The sequence below is a fragment of the Sphingobium sp. EP60837 genome, from assembly GCF_001658005.1.
In the GTDB taxonomy this organism is placed as follows: domain Bacteria; phylum Pseudomonadota; class Alphaproteobacteria; order Sphingomonadales; family Sphingomonadaceae; genus Sphingobium; species Sphingobium tyrosinilyticum.
The window spans coordinates 2327616-2349450 of sequence record NZ_CP015986.1 but is presented as its reverse complement, the minus strand read 5'-3'; the positions used below and the strand labels follow the sequence as shown (position 1 = coordinate 2349450).

At 64.2% G+C, this 21835-nt stretch carries 25 protein-coding genes and 1 pseudogene; 5 read left to right on the top strand and 21 right to left on the bottom strand.

Annotated elements, in window-relative coordinates; all coding sequences use genetic code 11:
• Positions 1-22: 22 nt before the first annotated feature.
• From EP837_RS11440 to EP837_RS11425, 4 genes are all read right to left on the bottom strand, one after another.
• Entirely contained in the window at positions 23-706 is a 684-nt protein-coding gene (locus EP837_RS11440; protein WP_066527633.1) for a DUF1013 domain-containing protein, read from the bottom strand.
• Positions 707-820: 114 nt separating this feature from the next.
• Positions 821-1849: a glycosyltransferase family 4 protein gene (locus tag EP837_RS11435; protein WP_066527631.1), complete on the bottom strand. Its 1029-nt coding sequence runs from the start codon at positions 1847-1849 to the stop codon at positions 821-823.
• Positions 1849-2712, bottom strand: coding sequence for a UDP-2,3-diacylglucosamine diphosphatase (locus EP837_RS11430; protein ID WP_066527628.1), 864 nt, complete (start codon positions 2710-2712; stop codon positions 1849-1851). The genes EP837_RS11435 and EP837_RS11430 overlap by 1 nt, the downstream gene beginning before the upstream one ends.
• Positions 2713-2796: 84 nt before the next feature.
• A complete protein-coding gene (locus tag EP837_RS11425; protein WP_066527627.1) occupies positions 2797-3816 on the bottom strand; it encodes an NAD(P)H-quinone oxidoreductase in 1020 nt (339 codons plus the stop codon).
• Positions 3817-3917: 101 nt separating this feature from the next.
• Between EP837_RS11425 and EP837_RS11420 the strand changes: the two genes are divergently transcribed.
• The 3 genes from EP837_RS11420 to EP837_RS11410 all read left to right on the top strand — a co-directional run bounded on the left by EP837_RS11420 (position 3918) and on the right by EP837_RS11410 (position 7497).
• On the top strand, positions 3918-4115 hold the full coding sequence (locus EP837_RS11420) for a DUF1192 domain-containing protein (protein ID WP_066527625.1): 198 nt from the start codon (positions 3918-3920) through the stop codon (positions 4113-4115).
• A 156-nt stretch (positions 4116-4271) separates the two neighbouring features.
• Positions 4272-6590: an ATP-dependent Clp protease ATP-binding subunit ClpA gene (clpA, locus tag EP837_RS11415; RefSeq protein WP_066527623.1), complete on the top strand. Its 2319-nt coding sequence runs from the start codon at positions 4272-4274 to the stop codon at positions 6588-6590.
• 274 nt (positions 6591-6864) lie between these two features.
• Positions 6865-7497, top strand: a complete 633-nt coding sequence (locus tag EP837_RS11410) for a glutathione S-transferase family protein (protein WP_066527620.1) — start codon at positions 6865-6867, stop codon at positions 7495-7497.
• Positions 7498-7556: 59 nt separating this feature from the next.
• Here EP837_RS11410 and EP837_RS11405 read toward each other — a convergent pair whose 3' ends face one another.
• Positions 7557-8291: a Bax inhibitor-1/YccA family protein gene (locus EP837_RS11405; RefSeq protein ID WP_066527619.1), complete on the bottom strand. Its 735-nt coding sequence runs from the start codon at positions 8289-8291 to the stop codon at positions 7557-7559.
• A gap of 118 nt (positions 8292-8409) precedes the next feature.
• Here EP837_RS11405 and thpR point away from each other — a divergent pair, with 118 nt between their 5' ends.
• Positions 8410-8958: an RNA 2',3'-cyclic phosphodiesterase gene (gene thpR, locus EP837_RS11400; RefSeq protein WP_066529289.1), complete on the top strand. Its 549-nt coding sequence runs from the start codon at positions 8410-8412 to the stop codon at positions 8956-8958.
• Between the two features lie 21 nt (positions 8959-8979).
• Here the strand turns inward: thpR and EP837_RS11395 are convergent, their stop codons facing one another.
• The 12 genes and pseudogenes from EP837_RS11395 to EP837_RS11345 form a co-directional block, all read right to left on the bottom strand.
• Positions 8980-9531, bottom strand: a complete 552-nt coding sequence (locus EP837_RS11395; RefSeq protein WP_066529286.1) for a superoxide dismutase family protein — start codon at positions 9529-9531, stop codon at positions 8980-8982.
• A 231-nt stretch (positions 9532-9762) separates the two neighbouring features.
• On the bottom strand, positions 9763-10851 hold the full coding sequence (locus tag EP837_RS11390; RefSeq protein ID WP_066527616.1) for an OmpA family protein: 1089 nt from the start codon (positions 10849-10851) through the stop codon (positions 9763-9765).
• Positions 10852-11029: 178 nt separating this feature from the next.
• A pseudogene (locus tag EP837_RS11385) lies at positions 11030-11532 on the bottom strand (DUF2793 domain-containing protein).
• A 27-nt stretch (positions 11533-11559) separates the two neighbouring features.
• Positions 11560-12051 (bottom strand): hypothetical protein, encoded by a 492-nt coding sequence (locus EP837_RS21565; protein WP_225870543.1) that lies wholly within the window; start codon positions 12049-12051, stop codon positions 11560-11562.
• On the bottom strand, positions 12015-13751 hold the full coding sequence (locus tag EP837_RS11380) for a phage tail protein (RefSeq protein WP_225870542.1): 1737 nt from the start codon (positions 13749-13751) through the stop codon (positions 12015-12017). The genes EP837_RS21565 and EP837_RS11380 overlap by 37 nt, the downstream gene beginning before the upstream one ends.
• On the bottom strand, positions 13739-14149 hold the full coding sequence (locus tag EP837_RS11375) for a peptidoglycan endopeptidase (RefSeq protein ID WP_225870541.1): 411 nt from the start codon (positions 14147-14149) through the stop codon (positions 13739-13741). Before EP837_RS11375 ends, EP837_RS11380 begins: the two co-directional genes overlap by 13 nt.
• Before the next feature lie 8 nt (positions 14150-14157).
• Positions 14158-14973, bottom strand: a complete 816-nt coding sequence (locus EP837_RS11370; protein ID WP_066527611.1) for a DUF2163 domain-containing protein — start codon at positions 14971-14973, stop codon at positions 14158-14160.
• A complete protein-coding gene (locus EP837_RS11365) occupies positions 14970-17300 on the bottom strand; it encodes a DUF2460 domain-containing protein (protein WP_066527608.1) in 2331 nt (776 codons plus the stop codon). Before EP837_RS11365 ends, EP837_RS11370 begins: the two co-directional genes overlap by 4 nt.
• A complete protein-coding gene (locus EP837_RS11360; RefSeq protein ID WP_066527606.1) occupies positions 17297-17848 on the bottom strand; it encodes a tail tape measure protein in 552 nt (183 codons plus the stop codon). The genes EP837_RS11365 and EP837_RS11360 overlap by 4 nt, the downstream gene beginning before the upstream one ends.
• A gap of 89 nt (positions 17849-17937) precedes the next feature.
• Positions 17938-18132, bottom strand: coding sequence for a phage tail assembly chaperone (locus EP837_RS11355; RefSeq protein WP_066527603.1), 195 nt, complete (start codon positions 18130-18132; stop codon positions 17938-17940).
• Entirely contained in the window at positions 18129-18443 is a 315-nt protein-coding gene (locus tag EP837_RS11350; RefSeq protein ID WP_066527594.1) for a gene transfer agent family protein, read from the bottom strand. The genes EP837_RS11355 and EP837_RS11350 overlap by 4 nt, the downstream gene beginning before the upstream one ends.
• Positions 18440-18847: a phage tail tube protein gene (locus EP837_RS11345; RefSeq protein WP_066527592.1), complete on the bottom strand. Its 408-nt coding sequence runs from the start codon at positions 18845-18847 to the stop codon at positions 18440-18442. The genes EP837_RS11350 and EP837_RS11345 overlap by 4 nt, the downstream gene beginning before the upstream one ends.
• A 55-nt stretch (positions 18848-18902) precedes the next feature.
• Here EP837_RS11345 and EP837_RS11340 point away from each other — a divergent pair, with 55 nt between their 5' ends.
• Positions 18903-19232: a hypothetical protein gene (locus tag EP837_RS11340; RefSeq protein ID WP_066527591.1), complete on the top strand. Its 330-nt coding sequence runs from the start codon at positions 18903-18905 to the stop codon at positions 19230-19232.
• A gap of 218 nt (positions 19233-19450) precedes the next feature.
• Here the strand turns inward: EP837_RS11340 and EP837_RS11335 are convergent, their stop codons facing one another.
• From EP837_RS11335 to EP837_RS11325, 4 genes are all read right to left on the bottom strand, one after another.
• Complete coding sequence (locus EP837_RS11335; protein ID WP_066527589.1) at positions 19451-19849, bottom strand: DUF3168 domain-containing protein; 399 nt, start codon at positions 19847-19849, stop codon at positions 19451-19453.
• Complete coding sequence (locus EP837_RS20510; protein ID WP_082919621.1) at positions 19791-20042, bottom strand: hypothetical protein; 252 nt, start codon at positions 20040-20042, stop codon at positions 19791-19793. Before EP837_RS20510 ends, EP837_RS11335 begins: the two co-directional genes overlap by 59 nt.
• Positions 20039-20584 carry a head-tail connector protein gene (locus tag EP837_RS11330; RefSeq protein ID WP_066527586.1) on the bottom strand — a complete coding sequence of 182 codons (546 nt, stop codon included), beginning with the start codon at positions 20582-20584 and terminating at the stop codon, positions 20039-20041. The genes EP837_RS20510 and EP837_RS11330 overlap by 4 nt, the downstream gene beginning before the upstream one ends.
• Positions 20585-20701: 117 nt before the next feature.
• Positions 20702-21817, bottom strand: a complete 1116-nt coding sequence (locus tag EP837_RS11325) for a phage major capsid protein (protein WP_066527583.1) — start codon at positions 21815-21817, stop codon at positions 20702-20704.
• Positions 21818-21835 lie beyond the last annotated feature (18 nt).

Genomic DNA, 21835 nt, shown 5'->3' with positions numbered 1-21835 from the left:
GTGAACGGACGGACCTAGACGATCAAACCTGGCCTTGATTGTCGCTGAACGGATCGAGGATCTTCGCAGCGCCGGAGATCAATTCAGCCTCGCTCTTGAGCGCTTCCTCAGCGCGGCGGGCGGCGTCCTGACGTTCGCGGCGCAGTTCTTCGATCAGCGCTTCACGGTCGCCGTCCAGACGGGAATCTGTAGGCGCTTCGATACCCGCCTTCTTCGCCGCCTTCGACACCAGCGCATCCAGTTCACGCTGCGAACAGAGGCCGAGCGTCACCGGATCCTTGGGCACGATGTTGGAGATATTCCAGTGGGTGCGATCACGGATAGCGGCGATGGTCGTGCGGGTGGTGCCGATGAGCTTGCCGATCGCGCCGTCGGACACTTCCGGATGATTGCGCAGGATCCAGGCGATGCCATCGGGCTTATCCTGACGCTTGGAAACCGGCGTGTAGCGCGGACCCTTGGTGCGGCGGACAGGCTCAGGGCCCTTCAGCATCTTGAGGCGGTAATCCGGGTTCGCCTCGCCCTTGTGGATTTCGTCCATGGTGATTTCATGCGCACGAACGGGATCTCGGCCGGTATATTTAGTCCCGGCGGTATCGTCGGCGATCGCCTGCACTTCCAGGATATGCAGCCCGCAAAATTCCGCGATCTGGTCAAAGCTCAGTGCGGTATTATCGACCAGCCAGCTGGCTGTCGCATGGGGCATGAGAGGCTGGGACACGGGTATTCTCCGGCACTAAAAATGACAAGGGCCGCCCAAGCAGGGCGGCCACGCCCGATCCGAGATAGTGCATGAAGCCCCGTGGAGCAAGGAAAAGCGTCAGGCCGCACTGTTCATGACGGCGGAATCGATGCAATGGAGGCCGGTCAGGAATTCTTCGGCGCTGCGTTCCCAGCTGAAGCTGCGGCCATGCTGCGCGCAGGCGTCGCGGCTGCACCGTAGCGCAGCAGCGATCGCATCGTCCAGGCGGTCCGACAATGCGCCGCACTCGGGCGTCACGATATCGACCGGGCCGGTCACCGGGTAGGCTGCGACTGGCGTGCCGCAAGCCAGCGCCTCTATCATCACCAGGCCGAATGTGTCGGTGCGGCTGGGGAAGACGAACACGTCCGCGCCCGCATAGGCGCCCGCCAGTTCCTCACCGAACAGGGCGCCCATGAAATGCGCGTTCGGATAGGCCCGCTGCAGCTCCGCGCGTGCGGGGCCGTCCCCTACGACGATCTTGCTGCCGGGATGATCGGCGGCCAGGAAGGCTTCGAGGTTTTTCTCCACCGCCACCCTGCCGACATAGAGCTGGATGGGCCGGGCCAAACCGGCAAACAGCGCCGGCGGCTTCGCATCGGGCGTGAAGGCGGCGAGGTCCACGCCCCTGCCCCATGGGCGCACCTGCGACAGTCCATGGGCGCGAAGCTGCCGCCGGACGGATTGCGTCGAAACCAACACCGCCTGCGCGGGACCGTGGAACCAGCGGATATAGGACCAGAACCAGCTCGCGGGCAGGCCGGTACGGCGGGCGATATAATCGGGGAAATGCGTGTGATAGGCGGTGGTGAACGGCACTCCGCTACGCAGGCACCAGCGCCGGGCGGCGAGGCATAGCGGCCCCTCGGTCGCGAGGTGGACGGCATCGGGCTGAAAAGCTGCGATCGCTTGACCGATCACGCCAGAGCGAACGAAGGCCAGGCGGATTTCCGGATAGGTCGGGCACGGAACCGAGCCGTAAAGATCGGGCGAGAGCACCGTGACGGCGTGCCCCCTTCCCTCCAACTGCGCCTGGATCGTCTGAAGCGTCCTCACCACCCCATTGATCTGTGGCGACCAGGCGTCAGTGACGATGACGATGCGCATCAGGCGGCCAGCCGAGCTTGCGCGGCGGAAGCGCGCGCGGCAACCTCATCCGCCCAATGCAGCACTTCCATCCGGCCGTCGAAATGCTCGACCAGCGCGGTGCAGCCTTCGACCCAATCGCCGTCATTATAATATTGCACGCCGCCAATCTCGCGCATTTCGGCATTGTGGATATGGCCGCAGACGACCCCATCGACGCCGCGCGCGGCGGCCTGATGCGCAACCACTTCCTCGAAGCGGGAAATGAATTCGACCGCGTTCTTGACCTTGTGCTTGGCCATCTTGCTGAGCGACCAATAGGGCAGGCCCATGCGCTGCCGCACGGCATTCACCACGACGTTGAGGCGCATCAATAGGCTGTAGGCAGCGTCACCCACGAAGGCGAGCCAGCGATGGGCCAGCATGATGGTATCGAACTCGTCCCCATGCAGGACGAGCAGCTTGCGGCCATCGGCGGTCTCATGGACAGCCCTGCGCCGGATTTCCACACCGCCGAAGCTGAGACCGGTGAACTGTCGGAACATCTCGTCATGATTGCCGGGGATATAGACGACGCGGGTGCCGCGCTTGGCGCGCTTCATGACACGCCAGACGACGTCATTATGCGCGGCGGGCCAGTAGAAGCGCCTCTTTAGCCGCCAGCCGTCGATAATGTCACCGACCAGATACATGGTCTCGCTATCGACACTGTCGAGGAAATCGATGAGCAGCTTGGCATTGCACCCGCGCGTGCCGAGGTGAATGTCCGATATCCAGATGGTGCGATAGCGGCGGCGCTTGCCCGTTCGTTCCAGCGTCTCGACGCGATCGATGACGCCTTCTTCCATGTCGGCCAAGAAGGGCAAGCGCGTAATGGCATTCATGATGCGATCCCTGGAGCTATTGTCCTCGGGACCGAATCCTTAGCGTCGCAATGTTACAACTCCGCAAGGATTGTGACGGAAATGCTACTTGCAGGCAGGATCGACAGTCAGCACGATCTTCCCGAAATGCTCTCCCGCGTCCATCCGGGCATGCGCTTGTGCCGCCTCGGTCAAAGCGAAGCGCTGGTCCATCGCGGGCCGCAATTTGCCTTCCTCGACAAAGCGCCAGACCTCTCTCGCCAGTTCGTCGGCTACCAGGCTCTTGAAGGCGGACGAGCGCGGCCGCAGCGTCGAACCGGTCAGCGTGAGTCGCCTCGTCATGACCGCGGGCAGAAATATGCTGGCCTTCGCTCCCCCCAGCACCGCAATGGAGACATGGCGGCCATCTTCGGCCAGGCACTGGAGATTTCGCGGCACATAGTCGCCACCAACCATGTCCAGCACCGCCTGCACGCCCTGGCCCCCAGTGATGCGGTTCACTTCCTCGACAAAGTCTTGGTCGCGGTAGTTGATGGCATGATGAGCGCCCCAGACTTTCGCCTGTTCGCATTTCGCATCGCTGCCGCAGGTGACGATGATGTTTATGTCGAACAGGCGGCAGAGCGAAATCGCCATGGTGCCGATGCCGCTCGTTCCGCCATGGACCAGCACGGTATCGCCACCGACGACATAAGCGCGCTCGAACAAATTGGTCCAAACGGTGAAGAGCGTCTCGGGTAGTGCAGCAGCTTCGACAATGTCATAGCCGTCCGGAACCGGCAGGCACTGGCCCGCGGGCGCCACCGCATATTCCGCATAGCCGCCACCGGGCAGCAGAGCGCAAACACGCTGCCCAACCAGCCGCTCCGCACTGCCGCCCGCCGCGACGATCGTACCCGAGACTTCCAATCCGGGTATGTCCGACGCACCGGGAGGCGGCGGATATTTGCCCTGCCGCTGCATCACGTCGGGCCGATTCACGCCAGCAGCCGCAACACGGATCAGCACTTCATCTGCTGCTGGGACGGGAACGGAACGGCGCTCGGGCACCAGCGCCTCGGGACCGCCGGGAACAGGAATGGCGATTGCCGTCATCTCATCGGGCAACGCGTTCTCAAGCGCCATGATGACCGTCCCCCAGCAGCGATGTTGCACCGCACCCAAATTCGACGAGCGGCTCAAGGGCCTTATTGACAGACCAGCCCCGGCGGTCAACATTGGCATGCATGGACATGGACGACGATCTGCCTCGCAAGATTGATAATCCGCTGGCCCAACTGCTTCGACAGGATTTGGGTCCGCTGTCCGTTGCCGATTTGGAGGAGCGCATCAGAGCGCTGGAGGGCGAAATAGCCCGAACTCGATCAAAAATTGAAAGCGCCGTTAACCACAAAGCAAGTGCCGAGGCGTTATTCAAGCGATGAACCCGCGCCCCGCCCCTTGCTGCCCTGACAGGGGCTTCACCGGGCACGGGCAGTCTGGCAATTCCGGCGGTCAGGGAAGCCTCCTTGATCTGCCGTCGAGCAATGCCGACATATGGTTCAAGTCAGCCCCTCTTTGGGGCCAGGAGTAGAACAGACATGCCATCTTTCGCACCCGCCCTTGAAACCACCCTGCACAACGCGCTGACCCATGCGTCGGAGCGCCGTCACGAATATGCGACGCTGGAGCATCTGCTCCTCGCGCTGATCGATGATGAGCATGCATCGAAGGTGATGCAGGCGTGCGGCGTGGAGCTGGGCGAGTTGGGCGACGCCGTCACCCAATATCTCGACAGCGAACTCGACAGTTTGAAGGTGGACGGCTCCAGCGACCCGTCCCCTACCAGCGGCTTCCAACGCGTTGTTCAGCGCGCCATCCTGCACGTCCAATCTTCGGGCAAGGATGAGGTTACGGGAGCCAATGTCCTCGTGGCGCTTTTCTCTGAGCGTGAGAGCTATGCCGTCTATTTCCTCCAACAGCAGGATATGAGCCGCCTCGATGCGGTCAGCTATATCAGCCATGGTGTCGGCAAGGGCACCGCGGCGCCCGAAACCCGCGAGACCAAGGGCGCGCAGGAAGAGGAAAAGAAGGTGCAGGACGGCAAGGGCAAGAAGGACAGTGCCTTGGAGCAGTTCACCGTCAACCTCAATGAGAAGGCGGCGCGGGGCAAGGTTGACCCGCTGATTGGCCGCGCGGCCGAAGTCGACCGGACCATCCAGATCCTGTGCCGGCGGTCCAAGAACAACCCGCTTTACGTGGGCGATCCGGGCGTGGGCAAGACCGCGATCGCGGAGGGCCTGGCGCGCAAGATCGTCGAGGGCGAAGTGCCAGACGTCTTGAAGGAAGCGGTTATCTACTCGCTCGACATGGGCGCGCTGCTCGCTGGCACCCGCTATCGCGGCGACTTTGAAGAACGCTTGAAGGCGGTCGTCACCGAACTGGAGAAGATGCCGCACGCGGTTCTCTTCATCGACGAGATTCACACAGTGATCGGCGCGGGCGCAACCAGCGGCGGCGCGATGGACGCGTCAAACTTGCTCAAGCCCGCTCTGTCGGGCGGCACGATCCGCTGCATCGGCTCCACCACCTACAAGGAGTTCCGCAACCATTTCGAGAAGGACCGCGCCCTGCTGCGCCGGTTCCAGAAGATCGACGTCAATGAACCCACGATCGAGGATACGATCAAGATCCTCGCCGGGCTGCGCAGCGCCTTTGAGGAGCATCATAACGTCCGGTACACGCCCGACGCGATAAAGGCGGCTGTGGAACTGTCAGCGCGCTACATCAACGATCGCAAGCTGCCCGATAAGGCCATCGACGTGATCGACGAAGTCGGCGCAATGCAGATGCTGGTCGTGCCCAGCAAGCGGAAGAAGACGATCACCCCGCGCGAGATAGAGCAGGTCATCGCGACGATGGCCCGCATTCCCCCCAAGACCGTTTCGGCTGACGACAAGTCGGTGCTGGAAACGCTCGACACAGACCTGAAGCGCGTCGTCTTCGGCCAGAACCGGGCTATCGAGGTGCTGTCTTCCGCGATCAAGCTGTCGCGGGCCGGGCTGCGCGATCCGGAAAAGCCGATCGGCAGCTATCTCTTCTCCGGCCCTACCGGCGTCGGCAAGACGGAGGTCGCTCGCCAGCTCGCCAATCTGCTCGGCATTCCGCTCCAGCGGTTCGACATGTCGGAATATATGGAGCGCCATTCGGTCAGCCGCCTGATCGGCGCGCCTCCGGGCTATGTCGGCTATGACCAGGGCGGCCTGCTGACCGACGCGGTCGATCAGCAGCCGCACAGCGTGCTGCTGTTGGACGAGATCGAGAAGGCACATCCTGACCTGTTCAACATCCTGTTGCAGGTGATGGATAATGGCCGCCTGACCGATCATCACGGCAAGACGGTGGATTTCCGCAACACCATCCTCATCATGACCACCAACGCCGGTGCGTCGGACATGGCGAAGGAAAGCATCGGCTTTGGCGAACTGACACGCGACGATGTGCAGGAGGATGCGGTGAAGAAACTCTTCACCCCGGAATTCCGCAACCGTCTCGATGCGATCGTGCCGTTCGGCTATCTGCCACCGGAAATCGTGGCGCGGGTCATCGACAAGTTCGTGCTGCAGCTCGAACTGCAACTGGCCGACCGCGACGTCCACATCACGCTGGACGACGAAGCGAAGGCATGGCTCACCAAACGTGGCTATGACAAGCTCTACGGCGCCCGCCCGATGGGTCGTTTGATGCAGGAGAAGATCAAGCAACCGCTGGCCGAGGAACTGCTGTTTGGCAAGCTGGTCCATGGCGGGGAGGTCCATGTCCGGCTGAAGGACGACGCCCTCGCATTCGAAATCAGCCCCGCCGCCCCCAAAAAGGGCAAGAAAGGTGGCAAGGCCAAGCCAGCAGAATCGGCAAAGTAATCTGAACTGACGAAGATGGATAAGGGCGGCTCAATTAGGCCGCCCTTTTTTATGCGAGCAGACCACTGAACAGCAGTCACCCTGGCCTCCATCCAGCGCCTTAAACGAAACGCCGAGCAAGCGATCCGCCCCCTCTGGACGTCCGCGCCGCCCGTAAAAATACTGGCAAACTACGGTCAGTTCCCGACGAGGGCGAGACCTGGCCCGTTGCCAGCCTCCCGATCATTGTCCATGCTGGCAGCGATACTACTCGCCGCGGTAAAGGAGCCCCCTCATGCCAGCAGATATCACCTTCTACACAAACCCCATGTCGCGCGGACAGATCGCTCGTTGGATGCTGGAGGAAGTCGGACAGCCCTATGAGACGGTGGTACTGGATTATGGCGACGACGGCATGAAGTCCGCCGACTATATGGCGATTAATCCAATGGGCAAAGTGCCTGCCATCGTTCATGCGGGCAAGGTCGTGACCGAAGCTGCCGCCATCTGCGCCTATCTCGCCGATGCCTTCCCCGCCGCTGGGCTGGCGCCGCCGACCGACAGCCGCTCCGACTATTATCGCTGGCTGTTCTTCGCCGCCGGACCCGTCGAGGCCGCCATCACCAACAAGGCGCTCGGCTTCGTCATGCCGGAAGGTCGCGATCGGATGGCGGGCTATGGAACATTCGACCATGCCATCGATACGCTGGAGCATGCGGTCTCAGTGCCAGCCTGGATATGCGGCAATCAGTTCACCGCCGCGGACGTCTATGTGGGAGCGCAGGTGGATTGGGGCCTGACCTTTGGCACTCTGCCCACCCGGCCCGCCTTCGAAGGCTATGCAAGCCGCCTTCGGGAGCGGCCCGCTTATAAGCGGCAGAAAGAACTGGACGGCGCGCTGATCGCTCAGATGAAAAAGCCCGCATAAAGAAATAGGCCCGGCGGACGATCCACCGGGCCTCTTTTCTAACCGTTCTGCTGCCGCTCTCAGTCGCGATTGCCCATGAAACGCAGCAGGAACAGGAACATGTTGATGAAGTCAAGGTAGAGGTTCAGCGCCCCCATCACCACCGACTTGCCAACCATTTCCGTGCCCGCGACATGGACATAGATACTCTTGATCTTCTGCGTGTCATAAGCGGTCAGACCCGCGAACAGCAGCACGCCGATGAAGCTGACCACCATGTCCATCGCGCTGGAGCGCAGGAAGAGATTGATGAGCGAGGCGACAAGCAGCCCAACCACGCCCATGATCAGGAAGGTGCCGAAGCCCGACAGATCCCGCTTCGTCGTATAGCCCCACAAGCTCAGACCAGCGAAAGCCGCCGCCGTTGCGAAGAAGGTCTGCGCGACAGAGGTTCCCGTATAAACCAGCAGGATGGACGAAAGCGACAGCCCCATCACCGCCGCATAGGCCCAATAGAGCGCCTGTGCGGTCACCGTCGATAGCCGCCCAATGCCAAAGCTCAACACCAGGACAAAGGCCAACGGCGCGAACATGATGACATATTTCAGGATGCCGGGGCCTGCCAAGATCTGATAGGCTAGACCACTTGAGGCGAACAACATCGCGACGATGCCGGTCAACAGCACGCCGCTCGCCATATAATTGTAAACCGACAGCATATAGCTGCGCAGACCGGCGTCGAACGCCTCCCCACGCGCTACCGTCGTCCCGCCGAAGCCGGCTACGCCCGAGCGGGGATCAGACCAATTGGCCATGAGATAATCTCCTTCGCCGGCACATGTCCGCCGGTTCGTTCATTATCGGCGCATATCGCCGCCAATTCAAGTGAGAGTGGGCCATAGCCTACCGCTGCTCCTGTCCTATATCTACAGGATGCATCGTCTCTTCGTCGCGATCCGTCCGCCTGCTGACATCCGGGCCAGGCTTTTGTCCTTGATGGGCGGCGTCGCTGGCGCCCGGTGGCAGGATGATGACCAGTTGCACATCACCTTGCGCTTTGTCGGCGGCGCCGACACCCATCAGGCCGACGACTTAGCCGCTGCCCTCGGTACGGTCCGCTTCGCTCCGTTTGCGCTTTCGCTGTCCGGCCTCGGTCAGTTTGAGCGAAAGGGCCGGGTCGATACCCTTTGGGCTGGCGTTGAACCGCGCGACATACTCACCCAGCTCCACCGCAAAATCGACCGCGCCTGCGGCCGCGCCGGTTTTGCAGCGGATGACCGCGCTTATCTGCCGCACATCACGCTGGCCCGCTTCAGCCGGACGGGCGGCGGTCCCACCGACACATTTTTAGCGAGCCACGCCGGACTATCCACTCCGCCTTTTCTGATCGATAAATTCATCCTTTTTGAAAGCCGTTTGACCCAGAGCGGCGCACGCTATGATATTGCGGTTGTGTATCCAGCCGACCTGCCAGCTATTTGAAGACGCAGGTTTGCCCCCTGTTCAGTTCGCCGCCAAGATACCGCAAGCGATCCGGCCACCCGCATTACCCGCAGGGTCGGTCTTGTTGTCGTCGGCCTGAGCGTGGATCACCACCGCGGCACCATCTGCGTCGAGCAATGGATGGGCTCCCGTGCGGAGCGTTCCGCCGGGAATGAGATATTCGATCTGACCTGATCCGTCAGACGATGCCGTCAAATTGGGCATGTCGCCCATATGCATACCCGCCGGGTTATCCTTGCCATGCTGCCGGCCCATTGGGTTCCAGTGCCCGCCCGCGCTGGTGAAATCTGGCGGCGTGCAAGTGCCCGTCATATGGATATGGACCGCGTGAACGCCCGGAGTAAGCCCGGTGGCACGCACGGCGACATGCAAACCAGTGGCCGTTTCCGTCACGGTAGCGTCTCCCCGACGCGATCCATCTGCCGAAAGCAACGGAGCGCTTGAAGACGGCGCAGAGGCCAACCCTGCATTGTTCATGCTTCCATCCCCACTCACGCAAGCGGCAAGAAAAGCGAGGAAGGGGGATGTGAAGACAAGGGCGGGCTTTTTCATGATCATGAGGACTCCGGGCAAAGCATATCTCGCGAACGCGGCAAGACAGCGTTTGTTGCGGATATAGTTCATGTTGCCAAGCGATGTGCGGACCTCCTCACGCGGCGCTCCACTATCGCCTTGCACTCTGAAGCCTTGCGAGAGGCCCTAAAGCCAATGGAAAAGGGGCCGGTCTTTCGACCAGCCCCTCAACCTTGTTCCATGTTCCATCCGCGAGGATGAAAATCTTGCTTACTGACCCGAACCCGGACCGTAAGTGATTTCCACGCGACGGTTCTGCAGTTCGCGTACACCGTCGGCGGTTTCGACGCGGGGGTTCGATTCACCGAACGCCTGGGTCGTGATCACGCCGTCAGGAATACCCTTGGACGAGATGTAAGCCTTGACCGCGTCAGCACGGCGCTGCGACAGGCCGACGTTGTAGGAGGCCGAACCCGAACGGTCCGCATAACCTGCCAGCATGACCTGGGCGCTACCGCAGTTGCTGTAGGCCGAAACCGCGTTGTCCAGAATGGTGGCGGCGTCAGGCGTGATGTCCGACTTGTCCCATTCAAAGAAGACGATGTACGGCCCAGGGCTGCATTCAGCGACCGGCGGAGGCGGCGGCGGAGGCGGCGGGGGCGGCGGGGGCGGCGGGGGAGGCGGCGGCGGAGCAGCCGGTTCACCACCGAAGTTGTAGGTCAGACCCAGCAGCAGGCTGTGCGTACGCAGCTTGGTCTCGACATCACCACCAGCAACGCCAGCAACCGTCGTGAAGGCCGGGACGAGGTTAATGTCGTCCTGGTTGAAGAAGCGGTACTTCAGCGAGACGTCGATGTTGTTGGTCACCGGATAGCGAACGCCCGCCAGGGCCTGCCAAGCGAAACCAGTGTCGCTGTCATTGACGAGGTCGTTAGCCAGCTTGGCGCGCGAGACGCCGACACCGCCACCGACGAAGCCCTGCAGGCCATCGTCCGAACCGAAGTCGAGCAAGCCATTCAGCATGAAGGAGAGAGCCGACGCCGAACCGCCGAAACCGCTCTTGTCCAGATCGACCTTGGCACGCTTATAGCCGGCTTCAGCTTCCAGACGGAAACCGCCAAAGTCATAACCGATGACGGCATCGCCGTCCCAGCCCTTGTGGTAATCCACATCTTCCAGAGTGGTGCTGGCGGTCGGAAGGCCCGTGGTGGGGCTGATGCCGGGGGTGAAGGTGATATCCTGGTCTTCGACAAGCACAACACCGGAATCGATCCCGATGTACCAACTGTCGTCACGCGCCAAGGCCGGAGTGGCCAGGGCGCTGGTCGCAAGAGCAGCCGCGAGGGCAAGCTTCCGCATCTGAATTCCCCTTTCAATAGTGTCACGAAGGACTGCTGAAACCATGTATCGGCTAGAAAGTTTCATGGCAAGTCCACATTTGGCGAAACTGTTGCACAAATACATCATGCCGCAACTCCGCCCCGGCTACGTTAAGCATTTCCGCCTCTCTCCACTGTAAAAGATGGACAGCTATAAGTCATGGTTCGATCAATCCATGACTCCGCATCGCAGCCAGGATGGAACCGATCGCACTCCTCGCTTCGTTGTCCGGAGCCGCTCCGCCTGAAGGGTCAGCGATCGCCCCTTGGCGCGGCCCTGCTACGCGCAAATCGCCGACATAAACCCGTCCTCGCGCACCGGCGCATCCCGCCACGCGTCACCATCATAGAACATGGAATGTTCCCGATCGGCGACCCAGAGCCTCAAGCCCGCGCGCGGCGCGGCAAAGCGCCATCCACCCTCTGTCCAGCAGGCGACGAAGCCATCTTGCCCGGCCCATTCTCCAGTCGCGCTTCCAGCCACGATCCAGCATTGCCCCGGCATCGGCGACGAGGGCGGCGCACCTTCGTCCGCGTTCTCTGCCTGGCCGTGCAGCAGCATGTCGATCCTCGCAAGCGCCTCATTGTGAAAGATTTCCTTCTGCGCCTGCCCGGCAAACAGCTGCGGCAGGCCCCAGCGGGGGGTCGCTTCCATCGTCATGATCAAATTCCTTTCCTGCTTCCGCTATCAAAGCGCCAGATCGATCCGCCCCGGCCGGCCCAGCGCAAAGGATCCGATCTGTCGAATCTCGACCGTCACCATTCCCCCGCCATCCTCAGCGGTCGCCGCCGCATCATATGCCCAGGCTGGCGATGTGGTTTCCACCCGGCGCAGCAGGCTCTCGCCGCTCAGCACGCGTAGCTCGTAGCGCTCGCTTTCCTCGCCAAGCGGCACATCCGCGCCGCTGATCCAGCGCCACCCGTTCCTGCTGCGCCTCGTCCAGCTAAGGTTCCATCCGCCTATGCCATCGGACACGGCGCGCACATGAACGGGCGCCGCGGGAGTCACCGCTTCGCCGCTGACCGTCAGCATGGCTTCAACCGGCTCCGCGTCTCCAATTCCGATTGCGGCCAGCCGCAGCCCGCCGCCAATCTCGCCGCTGCCCTGACCAGCAAAAGGCTCCGCCAGCCGCTCCTCCTCGATCAACAGGAACCGCTCGCCAGCGGCGTGCCCCGCCACCGCCCATTCGGTCCCGCACAGCCCGCGCCGCAGCCTTCAAGCCGGAAGCTCGCCGGGCCGGTCTGCACAGCGCGGGAAAATTGCAGAAGCTCCCGCCCCAAAAGACAAAGATTACGCCCCTGCGCCAACGCCGCTTCATCCGCATCGCCAAGCTCCATGTCAGCGGCCAGCAGGGTCACGTGAAGCGTATTGGTGGTATCGACCAGCGTGCAACTCCCGTCACCCAAAGCCTCATCCGCCTGACCCATCACGGCCCGCGGCGCGGTGAGCCCGGCGGGAGTAGCTTCGCCCGTATCGCTCATCGCAAACAGCGCCGCGCTTCGCCAACCTTCCCCACCGCTCGCGGCCGCAACGATCAATGGCGCAACGGCTGCAGCCTCTCGCAGCGGCGGCAGATCGACGAGCATCAGTGACGTAGCCCCATGCGGCGCGTCCGCCTGCCGCACGATCGCGCCGGACGATGCCCCGGTCGGCAGCACGCCTCCTGCCCCCGGCACCCGGCGCAGCGCTAGCCGCACGGCCATGGCTTCCCATTCCCGCTCCTCGATCCGCCAGCGCCCCGATCTCCCCTCGACCGTCACCAGATCTCCGGCTTCATGACGCAGCGCGTCCCAGCCGCAGCGCAGCGTCATGGCCGCCCGCCCGGCCCAGCCATGGCTCAGCCGCCGCGCCGCCAGCTGCCGGGCGGCATCGCCGGACATGGTGACGGGCAAGTCGATACCCTGTTCCACCCGCCCGGTTCCCGGACGGCTCACGCGCTGCACGCCTGCCTGGTAATCACGCGCAGGATCATAGTGGCGCAGCGAAAGCGACAGCGGCACGGAGTCCGCGCCCTCGCCGGACTGCTCGACAGGATCGACGGATCGCCCGTTCACCCGCCCGCACAGCGCAGCGGCGCTGATTTCAGCAGCCGCTCCCTCGGCGCTCGTGCCCTCGAGCCGCAACCCTTGTTCATCGGCAACGAAGGCCAAGTCCCACGCGTCCACCAGCGGCGCGATCGCATCGCTCACATCCGCACCACCCGCAGCGAAGCCGCTAACCGCTTCGCCAATTACCGCACCGAGCCACCCCCCGCTGAGGTCTGCGGCCACCGTCTCCATCGGCACTGGCCCCTCATCCGCCTCAACCTCGAACGTCAGCGACGGAATACGGTTGCCATAATCGGCAAGCTGCAGGTCCTCAAATACGGCATAGGCGACCCCGCGATGCGCGGGCGTCCGGTCGATCCCCTCCGCCGAAGCAATCAGCGGGTCCGCGATCTGATCTTCGGCCCTAAGATGCAGGCGAAACGCATTGAGCCCCGTCTTGAAATCCCCAGCCGCACCGCGCAGCAGATTGCCGTCGGCCCAGATGCGCCGCACCGCCCGCACCCTGCGCGCCGACAGGGCCACGGCAAAGCTCGCGGAATAGCTGTAGGTGGTGACGCTCGGCCGTCCCTTGCCGCCGCCGCTCTTGTTCTTCTTCTCCTTGAGATCCGTCGCCCAAATGACTGATCCCGCCGCCCGCATCGTCCCGAACAGCTTGGGGATCTGCGCCCCATAGGTCGATGTCTGCAACTGCAAGTCGCTCAGCCGCCGGCCTTCGCGGCCCTTGGGCTTGAACAGCACCGCCTGGTCGATGCTGCCGATCAGGCCGCCTATCGCTCCGCCCAACGGTCCGCCGATCGCCGTGCCCAGCGCCGTCAGCACTAAAGTCGCCATGTCTCCTCCTGTCTCACCCGCCAATGACCGATCACCGGCCAGGGCGATGGCCCCGGCGTTTCGACCACGCGCCCCAGCCCCGCATGAGCATGCACATGCCCACCCGGCACCAGGATCATCAGATGCAATTGCAGCGGTCCCGGCCGCACGAGCGCCAGGTCGCCAGCCCGGCCCTCGGGCACGGCCGACAGCCCCGCCTCACAGAGCCATACGCACGCAAGAGCCCCATCCCCGGACCGCAGCCCATATCCGCGCGGCGCAGTCCCCCGATGCCCCGCCCGCGCCAAGACGATCGCCGCCAGCCCCACGCAATCGACGCCCCGTTCCGTACTGCGCCCATGAAGCCGAAACCGCACCCCCACCAGATCGCGCGCCGCCGCCACGATCCGGTCCGCCATCGTACAGTTCATGCGCCGGGATAGCGCGTCAGCAGGTCCGTTCCCGGCAAATAGGGCTCGCCCCTGAAGTTCACGACATTGGCGAAACGGCTCCGGCACGTCTCCAACTGCCGGTCGCACCCCTCGGTCAGCAGCGCCAGCGTGTCTGCCTCCACTGCAAAGACCGGCGGGTCGGCCAGCGTCAGGACGCCCACGCCATTGTCCACCACCGCCTGCACCGCCCCGGCATTAGGACCCGTCATCCATCGCAGCGTGCCAAAGGCATAGGCCCCCGCCACCAACCCGGAGACGCTCACCTCGACGTTATCGACGCTCCCGACTACCACGGTCTTACGCCGCCCCGCCAGATCGACCCGGCACTGCCGGTCCCCCAGCGCCGCCCGGCAATCCGGCGAAGTCGATGGCGCAACCGGCGCTTTTAGAGCCGCCATTGCCCCCACCAGTTCCGCCGTGAAAGCGCCGCCCTTCTGCGAAACGCTTCCAATCTCCCCCTTCGCCAGCAGCAGCCACATCTCGCCCGGCGCTTCCCACTCCGTCAGCCGCAGTTCCAGCGCCGCACCGTCCCAGCGCCCTGCCATCAGATCGGCCTCATTGATCGCATCCGCCACCAGCGCGCCCTGCAGATCGGCATCGCTCCCATTGGCGGCGATCCCACTCCGGATCGCCGAAGGCATCACGCCCGGCGCAGCACGATAGCGGACATTGCCAATCTCCAGATCGCCGTCATGGCTGGTCAGCCCAATCGTCACCCCATCCCGCCGCTCCAGCCGCCAGCAGAAAGCAAGCGTCGCCAGCGGCTGTTCCAAAGCCTCCCACCCGCTCATTCCCGTATCTCCACCAGCGGCACCGAAGGCGCCTCGCCCGCCGCGAAGGTCGCGCGATTGATGTCCAGCCGGTCCTCGGCAAAGCGCACCGGCACATCGAAGCGAAAGCCCGCCGTCAGCACCGCGCCCTCCTCCGGTGCCGCGTCAAAGGCGATGACGCCTAGCCCCGCATGGCTCCAGCCATCGGTCAGTTCTACGCCATCCACCGCCACGCGGATGCTCCCCGCCACAGGCCGAGTGATGCGCCGCACCTGCGCTTCCTCACCCTCGCCATAATAGCGCTGCAGCGGAAACTCGGTCCGCACCCCGTCACCAATTCCCAGCCGCTGGTCGAGCGCCCCCGGCACCGCGCCAACCCCGCAGCTGCGATCATCATAGGGATCGGTGAAACGAAAACCCCGCGCTGCCCCCCGTCGCGCGCGGAAGAAAGCGATCAGTGCGCCAATATCCGCCTCGGACCGCACCCCCGGCCCCGCGTCGAAGGACAGCCGCGCATCCGCCCAATCGCTGCTCCGCCGCTCATGCCCGGAAGGGCTCTCCACGATCTGCGTCGAAAAAGCCGGCGCCAGGCTCGCCTCCCGCCCAATGCTGAGCGGAAAGGCTACATCATCAAAGGCTTGCATATTATCGTCCCCCTGAAGTCTGAAGCAGGTGAAGCCATCCCGCGCCACCTGCGGCAGCGCCCAGATGAAAGTCGCCGCCGTCCCGCGCTTCACCGACGCCTCCGCCGCCTCTGCAATCCGCCGCCACTGCCCGACATGCTCCGCCAGCAGGACGAAACCCGAAAAATAATGCTGCTCATCGACCGGATAGCCGAGCCGCGCCGTCGCCAGTTCGACCCCGCGCGCCGTGCGGCTCGGCCGCCCCTCCGTCACCCAGTCATAATCTTCCAGCTGCAGCACATCGAAGGCAGGCGAAGCCCAGCCGACCGGCATGTTCGCCCGCTTGGCCTCTGGCGCCAGCGGATCGAGTACGGTGGGAAGATAGGCCAGCAGATGCGTCACCGCGTCTGGCGCGATCCCCTTCACCCATGCACAAAGCGCCGCCGTCGATGCGGCAAGGACTGCCCCCGCCTGATCCAGCAACGCCTTCTGCGCCCCGTTCAGCACGCCGCGAACATCGGGAACAGACACCGGACTCCCGCCAAAAGCCGCCCGCGCCGCATCATCATAGATGCAGATGCGCCCATCAGCAGGCATCACCCACCACCAGGGCTCGCCCACCTGAAACTTGATCGGAATCCCTGCGCCCAAACCGATGGAAACAAAGGCGCCCGCCACCAGCCGCAAATAGCTCATCGCCCCGTCATGCGCGGGCGACAGCAAGGTCGATGGCGGCTCCCATCCGGTCAGCGCCGGATCGCCATTCTCCGCCCGCTGTTTCCAGTCGTTCCAGCAATGCGCGTCCAGCAGTTCATAGGATAGCGACCAGATCACCCCCAGCCCCAACGCCTTGGAGCGTCGCGCAAAGTCCGCGTGCCAGGCCGCGCAGGGCGTATTCAGCACGCCACCGGCAAGGCTGACGTAAAATCCCCCGCCCAGCGGCTCGAGCCGGAAATAATGGCTCATCCCCACATAATGATTGATGTCGCCGCGATAGCCGAGCGCATGGATCGCCGCGACGATCCGCTCCGGCGTCTGGTTGAAACAATCGTCATAGCCCGTCGCCATCGACAGCCCATGCTCGGGCACCATCACATCCCCGACGCTCAGCACGGACCCCGCCCCGTCGCAGCGCATCCCGGAAAGCTCCGCCCAGCCCTCTACCCCCGCCGCAAAAGGCGTGCTGCCCGCATCATAGCCGGGCGGCGCGAGCGAGATGAACATCCGGTCCACATCGCCCGCCCACACTGGATCGGCCTCGCCCGGCAGCAGGAAGCCGCCACTGATCGCGGAAAAATCCAGCACGATCTGCGCATCTTCCGCCGATCCGCTGGCATAGTTCCACAGCCGCACATACCAGGACCGCGGATTGCCCGCCGCATCGCGCCCCTCGATCGTCAGCGTCGGCCCATGCACTTCATCCAGCCGCTTGATCCCCCCGCTGCGCCAACGGAACCGCAGCACGCAGTCCCGGAAATCCCGCGCCGTTTCATAGGCCAGTAGAGGATGACTCCACTTGTCCTCGGCTTCCCAGATCAGCCCCGCCAGATCGCCCGACCCGTAAAAGACCGCATCGACCCGAAGCGCATCCGCCGCGCTGGTCACGACGCTTGCCATCACCGGCCGGGGAAAATTGACGGTCCAATGCGTCGGGGCAAAGCGCTTCATGAAGCGCTCCTCCTGCCCCCGCCGCGCATCCGCCAGCCAAAAGCCAAGCCCACTCATCCGTTCAGCGCCCCCTTGACCGCCCGCGCTACCTGCCGCGCGCTCCGCGCCAGCAGCCGGGCATTGTCCCATCCCTCGCCGCGTCCCTGCACGGCGATGTTCACGCGCACATCGCGTCCGCCACCGCCGCCATGCGCGACGACCTGTCCGCTGGCCGTAGGCACGAACAGTTCCGGCCCCCGCTCGCCCACGACATAGGCCCGCCCCGGCGCGACCGGCCCACCCGTCGCCCGGCCCGGAAGCCCAAGCGCCGCCCCCGCCAGCGTCAGCAAGGACCCACCCACGCCCCCGACGCTGCCCGCGCCCGATCGCACCGCACCCGCCGCAATCTCTTCCAGCACTGACAGCGCAACCTGCTTCAGCTCCTCAAAGCCGAACCGCCCGCTCCGTACCGCGCGCAACAGCCCCTGCTCGATCCGCCGCCCCGCCCGCTCCGCACCCGAAGCCAGCGGCCCTTCCAACTCCCCCCGCATCGCCTCCACATCGCGCGACAAGCCCTGCGTATCCGCCCGGACCCGCACCACCAGCGTCTCGATTTCCTCGTCCATCCCACCCTCCAGGAATCACAAAAAGCCCCTCCCCTTGAGGGGAGGGGTTGGGGTGGGGTGGGGCAGGCCCCACGCGCCCACCTCAAGCCTCAATCCGGCATCACCGCCCTCAACCGCTCCAACTCCCCCACATCCATCCCCACATCCGGCTCCTCCTCGCCCCGCGCCGCGCGCAGCACCGCCTCCAGTTCAACCGGCGTCGATCGCCAGAACTCATCCGGCCGCCAGCCCAGCAGCCATCCCGCGACGCCAGCCAGCCGCGCCGCCGCTTTGAAAAAGCTCATCGCCCCCCCAAAATCTGTTTGAGAATGCCCCGCAGCACCGGCGACAGCTTCGCCAGCCCCGCCTCGACGATCGCCTCGCCCAACGCCTCACGCGTCAGCCCACCCGGCGGATCGACCAGGCAATGCCAGAACAGCGCCGCAATATCGGACAGCGACAGCTTCCCGTCCGCCGCTCGATCGACCAGCTCGAACAGCGGCCCCGGTTCCTCCTCGGCCGCCACCAGAGCCGCAAAGCTCGGCCGCAACCGCAGCGTCTCGCCGCCCAGTTCCAGCGCAGCCTCGCCCCTCGCGCTATTCACCGCCCCGCTCATTCGGACACCACCGGGCCGGAGCTTTCCAGGCTCAGCGCATAGTTGCGCTCGCCATTATAATCGCCCGCATAGTCGAGCCGCGTCACCAGGAAGCGCCCACGCATCCGCTCGCCGCTCTCGAAACTGAGTTCAAACTGCTCGATCGTGCCCGCAAGCGCATGATTACGGATGCGGACTTCCGCCGCCGACCCGGTGAATATCCCCGCCGCCGACACGCTGACGGAACGCACGCCCGCGCCCGAAAGCAATTCACGCCAGCCGCCTGAATCCTTCGACGTGACGTTCACCGCCTCGCCATTCACCGACAGCTGCGTCGTGCGCATGCCCGCCACCGTCGCATAGGCCACCGGAGCCCCGCCATCGCCTACTTTCAATAGAAACGCACTTCCTTTTTCCACGCCCATGAAGCATTCTCCTGTAAGATAAACCGTGTCAGAATCGGGATTTGGAGAGGTTTGAATGCTTGTTGCAGCTCCCCTCATGTTGATGCTGGCCGCTGCCCCGCAGAGCGGCGACGCAGTCGGCTCAGGCCGCAAGGCTTATTCGGAATGCCTGGCGAAAGAGATCCAGCCCGCGCTGGACAAGAAGGCCACTCTCAGTGACTTCCAATCCACGCTAAAATCCAAGTGCAGCGCGAAGGAAACCGTATTCCGCGCCGCCATCGTCGCCGACGACAAGTCCGGCGGCATGTCGGACAAGGATGCCCAGGCCGACGCCGACGACCAGATCGCCGAATATGTCGACAAGATCACCGGCGAATTCGAGGATTATTCCAAGCCTGGCGGTTAAGGTTCTAACGCGTCCGTCAGCGCCACATCTGTTCCTTTCGAGCGCAGTCGAGAAAAGGCATGCGCAGTTCGCACGACAATGGACGCGTTGAGCGACACGCTCACTCAACCTCCGTTCGCCCTGAGCCTGTCGAAGGGCGTTACGCGCAGCCTTCGACTTTCGAATGAGGCAGGTGACTTATTCGAACAGGCCGAAGGGAGATTAACCCTCGCGCTATTTCAAGACGCCACCACCCGCAGCCGGTAATCCACCATCGCCTGCCACCCATCCTTCTCGCGCGCCTTCATCACCCTCGACCGGATCAGCCGCACGCCAACAATCCGCCATCCTCCCGCGCTCGCATCCACCCCCTGCACCACCGGATCAATCCGCCCAAGCACCGCCGCCAGCCGCTCCGGCGTCTCCCCCGCATCATGCAAGCTGATCGACAGCCGCAACTCGCGTCCCTCCAGTTCCTTCGCGCCCCAGTCGCCAGCGATGCACTCACCCACCACCGCATAGGGCACGCTCGCCCGCACCGGCAGCCCATCAAACAGGCCATTGAGCCCCGCCATCAGTTCAGCATCGCCGCGCAGCGCCGCAACCACCGTAGCCCGCACCACCACTTCCGCGCTCATAGCCCACCCCTCCCCGCCTCCGCAGCCCAAGGTCGTTCATCCAGCGCCGCAGCAACCCGTGCCCGGACAGCCGCACCGCCTCCCCCTCGATCCGCGCCTCTTCAACCCCGGCCGCCAGCATCGCCTCGGCCACAGCCCGCCGCCGCCGTTCCGCCCGCGCCTCGGCGAGCCGCGTCAGCACTGCCACATTCATGTCAGCCGCATCCGCCGCCAGGGCCGCCACAGCGCACCGACCACGGCGGGCGGCGTCGCCACTTCGCTCTCGCGGGCCGAAAAATGCTCCGCCGCCAGCCGCACGATTCCCTGCCGGATCGGCTCGGGCAGCCCATCGGCATCCTCGGCCATCCCGGCCTGATAGCGCACCTTCAGCACGCGCCGCCCATCCAACGGCTGCCCGCGCACCCAGCGATCGCCCGCGGCATCGATATCGATCGCATAAGCATCCGCCGCCAGCGCCACCGCCTCGCCATCCGGCGCAACCGCTTCCACACCCAGGATCGCCGCCACCGGCCGGGCCGACAGCCGCTGCCAGCCCCCATCTGCCAGCACCGTCGCCCGCGCCTCGCCCAGGATCAGCCATTGCCCGACGAACTGCTCGCACAGAGCCGTCGCACTTCGCAGCAACCGCTCCAGCAGCCCATCCTCCCCGCTCCCGCCAATCCGCAGATATTCCTTCAATTCGTCAAGCGACGCCCCAAGCACCCCCGCCTCTTCCCGCACCAGCACCAGCACCATCCACCCTCCCAACAAAAAGGAGGGCGCCCGAAGACGCCCCCAACGCCTTCTCCCGCGAACGGGAGAAGGGTACGAAGCCTTGGCGGCCAAGCCGCCTAGGCGAAGTTGGATGAGGGTTTACGAAGCCGAGAATTTCATCAGCTTGATCGCCTCCGAATTGGCCACCGCGCCGCCAATCCGCTTCACCGCATAGAAATGCACGAACGGCTTGTTGCTGAACGGATCGCGCAGGATGCTCGTCTCGCTGCGTTCGGAAATCACATAGCCCGCCTGGAAATTACCAAAAGCGATCGACAGCGATCCCGCCGCAATATCCGGCATGTCCTCGGCCTCGACCACCGGATAGCCCAGCAGCGTCGCGGGCTGCCCGGCCGCCAAAGAAGGCTGCCAGATGAACGCGCCATCGCTCGTCTTCATCTTGCGGATGGCCGCCATCGTCGCCGAATTCATGACGAACACGGCCCCCTGACGGTAGGGCGCACGCAGGCTCTGGACCAAGTCGATCAGCTTGTCCTGCGGGCTCGTCGCCGCAAAGCCCGCCGACGCGCCCGACGCGACATATTGTAGCGAACCGAAGGCACGCGCGCTGTCCGCCTCATTGGTGGTCGTATAGGTCAGGAAGCCCTTGGGTTTGTTCGTGCCATTGCCATTGACGAAGGCCGCGCCCTCGGCCGCAGCAAATTCACGCGCAATCTCGCCCGCCAGCCAGCCTTCGACATCGAACTGCGCATCGTCCAGCATCGCCTGGCTCGCCGCCGGATTGGCGTAAAGCTCACCCGATGGCGGCACGATCTCGTTGAAGCTGGGCGTTCCCGTCTCGGCCCGCGAACCCGTCTCGCTCGCCCAGCCGGACACGATACCGCCCGAAGTCACCAGCTTGCGATAGCCTGCCGTGCCAGTGCGCACGACATTGGCGATCGACCGGATCGGCGAGATGCTCTTGAGCGTCGCGTCGATGATCTGGTCGATCTCCCTCGGCACCGCATAACCGCCCGCTGCGCCACTGGCGGCCGAAAAGCTTTTCAGCTCCACGCCTGCCTCAAGCCCCTGCCGCAGATAGCGTTCGACAAAAGCGGCGCGCTTGGGATCGAACGCCCCGCCCTTCACCCCGTCCAGCGCCGGCCGCTGCTGCTGGATCAGCGCGCCCTTCAGCGCCGCAATCTCCCCCTCGAGCGCCTCGATACGCTCACCCTGCACCACTGCATCAAAGCTCGCTTCCAACTGGTCCGTCATCAACCACTCCTCGCTTAG

Bases quoted from the DNA above. Each gene is read 5' to 3' on its own strand.
- EP837_RS11440 (WP_066527633.1), bottom strand. From the start codon at position 706: ATGCCCCATGCGACAGCCAGCTGGCTGGTCGATAATACCGCACTGAGC.
- EP837_RS11435 (WP_066527631.1), bottom strand. From the start codon at position 1,849: ATGCGCATCGTCATCGTCACTGACGCCTGGTCGCCACAGATCAATGGG.
- EP837_RS11430 (WP_066527628.1), bottom strand. From the start codon at position 2,712: ATGAATGCCATTACGCGCTTGCCCTTCTTGGCCGACATGGAAGAAGGC.
- EP837_RS11425 (WP_066527627.1), bottom strand. From the start codon at position 3,816: ATGGCGCTTGAGAACGCGTTGCCCGATGAGATGACGGCAATCGCCATT.
- EP837_RS11420 (WP_066527625.1), top strand. From the start codon at position 3,918: ATGGACATGGACGACGATCTGCCTCGCAAGATTGATAATCCGCTGGCC.
- clpA (WP_066527623.1), top strand. From the start codon at position 4,272: ATGCCATCTTTCGCACCCGCCCTTGAAACCACCCTGCACAACGCGCTG.
- EP837_RS11410 (WP_066527620.1), top strand. From the start codon at position 6,865: ATGCCAGCAGATATCACCTTCTACACAAACCCCATGTCGCGCGGACAG.
- EP837_RS11405 (WP_066527619.1), bottom strand. From the start codon at position 8,291: ATGGCCAATTGGTCTGATCCCCGCTCGGGCGTAGCCGGCTTCGGCGGG.
- thpR (WP_066529289.1), top strand. From the start codon at position 8,410: ATGCATCGTCTCTTCGTCGCGATCCGTCCGCCTGCTGACATCCGGGCC.
- EP837_RS11395 (WP_066529286.1), bottom strand. From the start codon at position 9,531: ATGAAAAAGCCCGCCCTTGTCTTCACATCCCCCTTCCTCGCTTTTCTT.
- EP837_RS11390 (WP_066527616.1), bottom strand. From the start codon at position 10,851: ATGCGGAAGCTTGCCCTCGCGGCTGCTCTTGCGACCAGCGCCCTGGCC.
- EP837_RS11380 (WP_225870542.1), bottom strand. From the start codon at position 13,751: ATGGCGACTTTAGTGCTGACGGCGCTGGGCACGGCGATCGGCGGACCG.
- EP837_RS11375 (WP_225870541.1), bottom strand. From the start codon at position 14,149: ATGGCGGACCGGATCGTGGCGGCGGCGCGCGATCTGGTGGGGGTGCGG.
- EP837_RS11370 (WP_066527611.1), bottom strand. From the start codon at position 14,973: ATGAGCGGGTGGGAGGCTTTGGAACAGCCGCTGGCGACGCTTGCTTTC.
- EP837_RS11365 (WP_066527608.1), bottom strand. From the start codon at position 17,300: ATGAGTGGGCTTGGCTTTTGGCTGGCGGATGCGCGGCGGGGGCAGGAG.
- EP837_RS11360 (WP_066527606.1), bottom strand. From the start codon at position 17,848: ATGGACGAGGAAATCGAGACGCTGGTGGTGCGGGTCCGGGCGGATACG.
- EP837_RS11355 (WP_066527603.1), bottom strand. From the start codon at position 18,132: ATGAGCTTTTTCAAAGCGGCGGCGCGGCTGGCTGGCGTCGCGGGATGG.
- EP837_RS11350 (WP_066527594.1), bottom strand. From the start codon at position 18,443: ATGAGCGGGGCGGTGAATAGCGCGAGGGGCGAGGCTGCGCTGGAACTG.
- EP837_RS11345 (WP_066527592.1), bottom strand. From the start codon at position 18,847: ATGGGCGTGGAAAAAGGAAGTGCGTTTCTATTGAAAGTAGGCGATGGC.
- EP837_RS11340 (WP_066527591.1), top strand. From the start codon at position 18,903: ATGCTTGTTGCAGCTCCCCTCATGTTGATGCTGGCCGCTGCCCCGCAG.
- EP837_RS11335 (WP_066527589.1), bottom strand. From the start codon at position 19,849: ATGAGCGCGGAAGTGGTGGTGCGGGCTACGGTGGTTGCGGCGCTGCGC.
- EP837_RS20510 (WP_082919621.1), bottom strand. From the start codon at position 20,042: ATGAATGTGGCAGTGCTGACGCGGCTCGCCGAGGCGCGGGCGGAACGG.
- EP837_RS11330 (WP_066527586.1), bottom strand. From the start codon at position 20,584: ATGGTGCTGGTGCTGGTGCGGGAAGAGGCGGGGGTGCTTGGGGCGTCG.
- EP837_RS11325 (WP_066527583.1), bottom strand. From the start codon at position 21,817: ATGACGGACCAGTTGGAAGCGAGCTTTGATGCAGTGGTGCAGGGTGAG.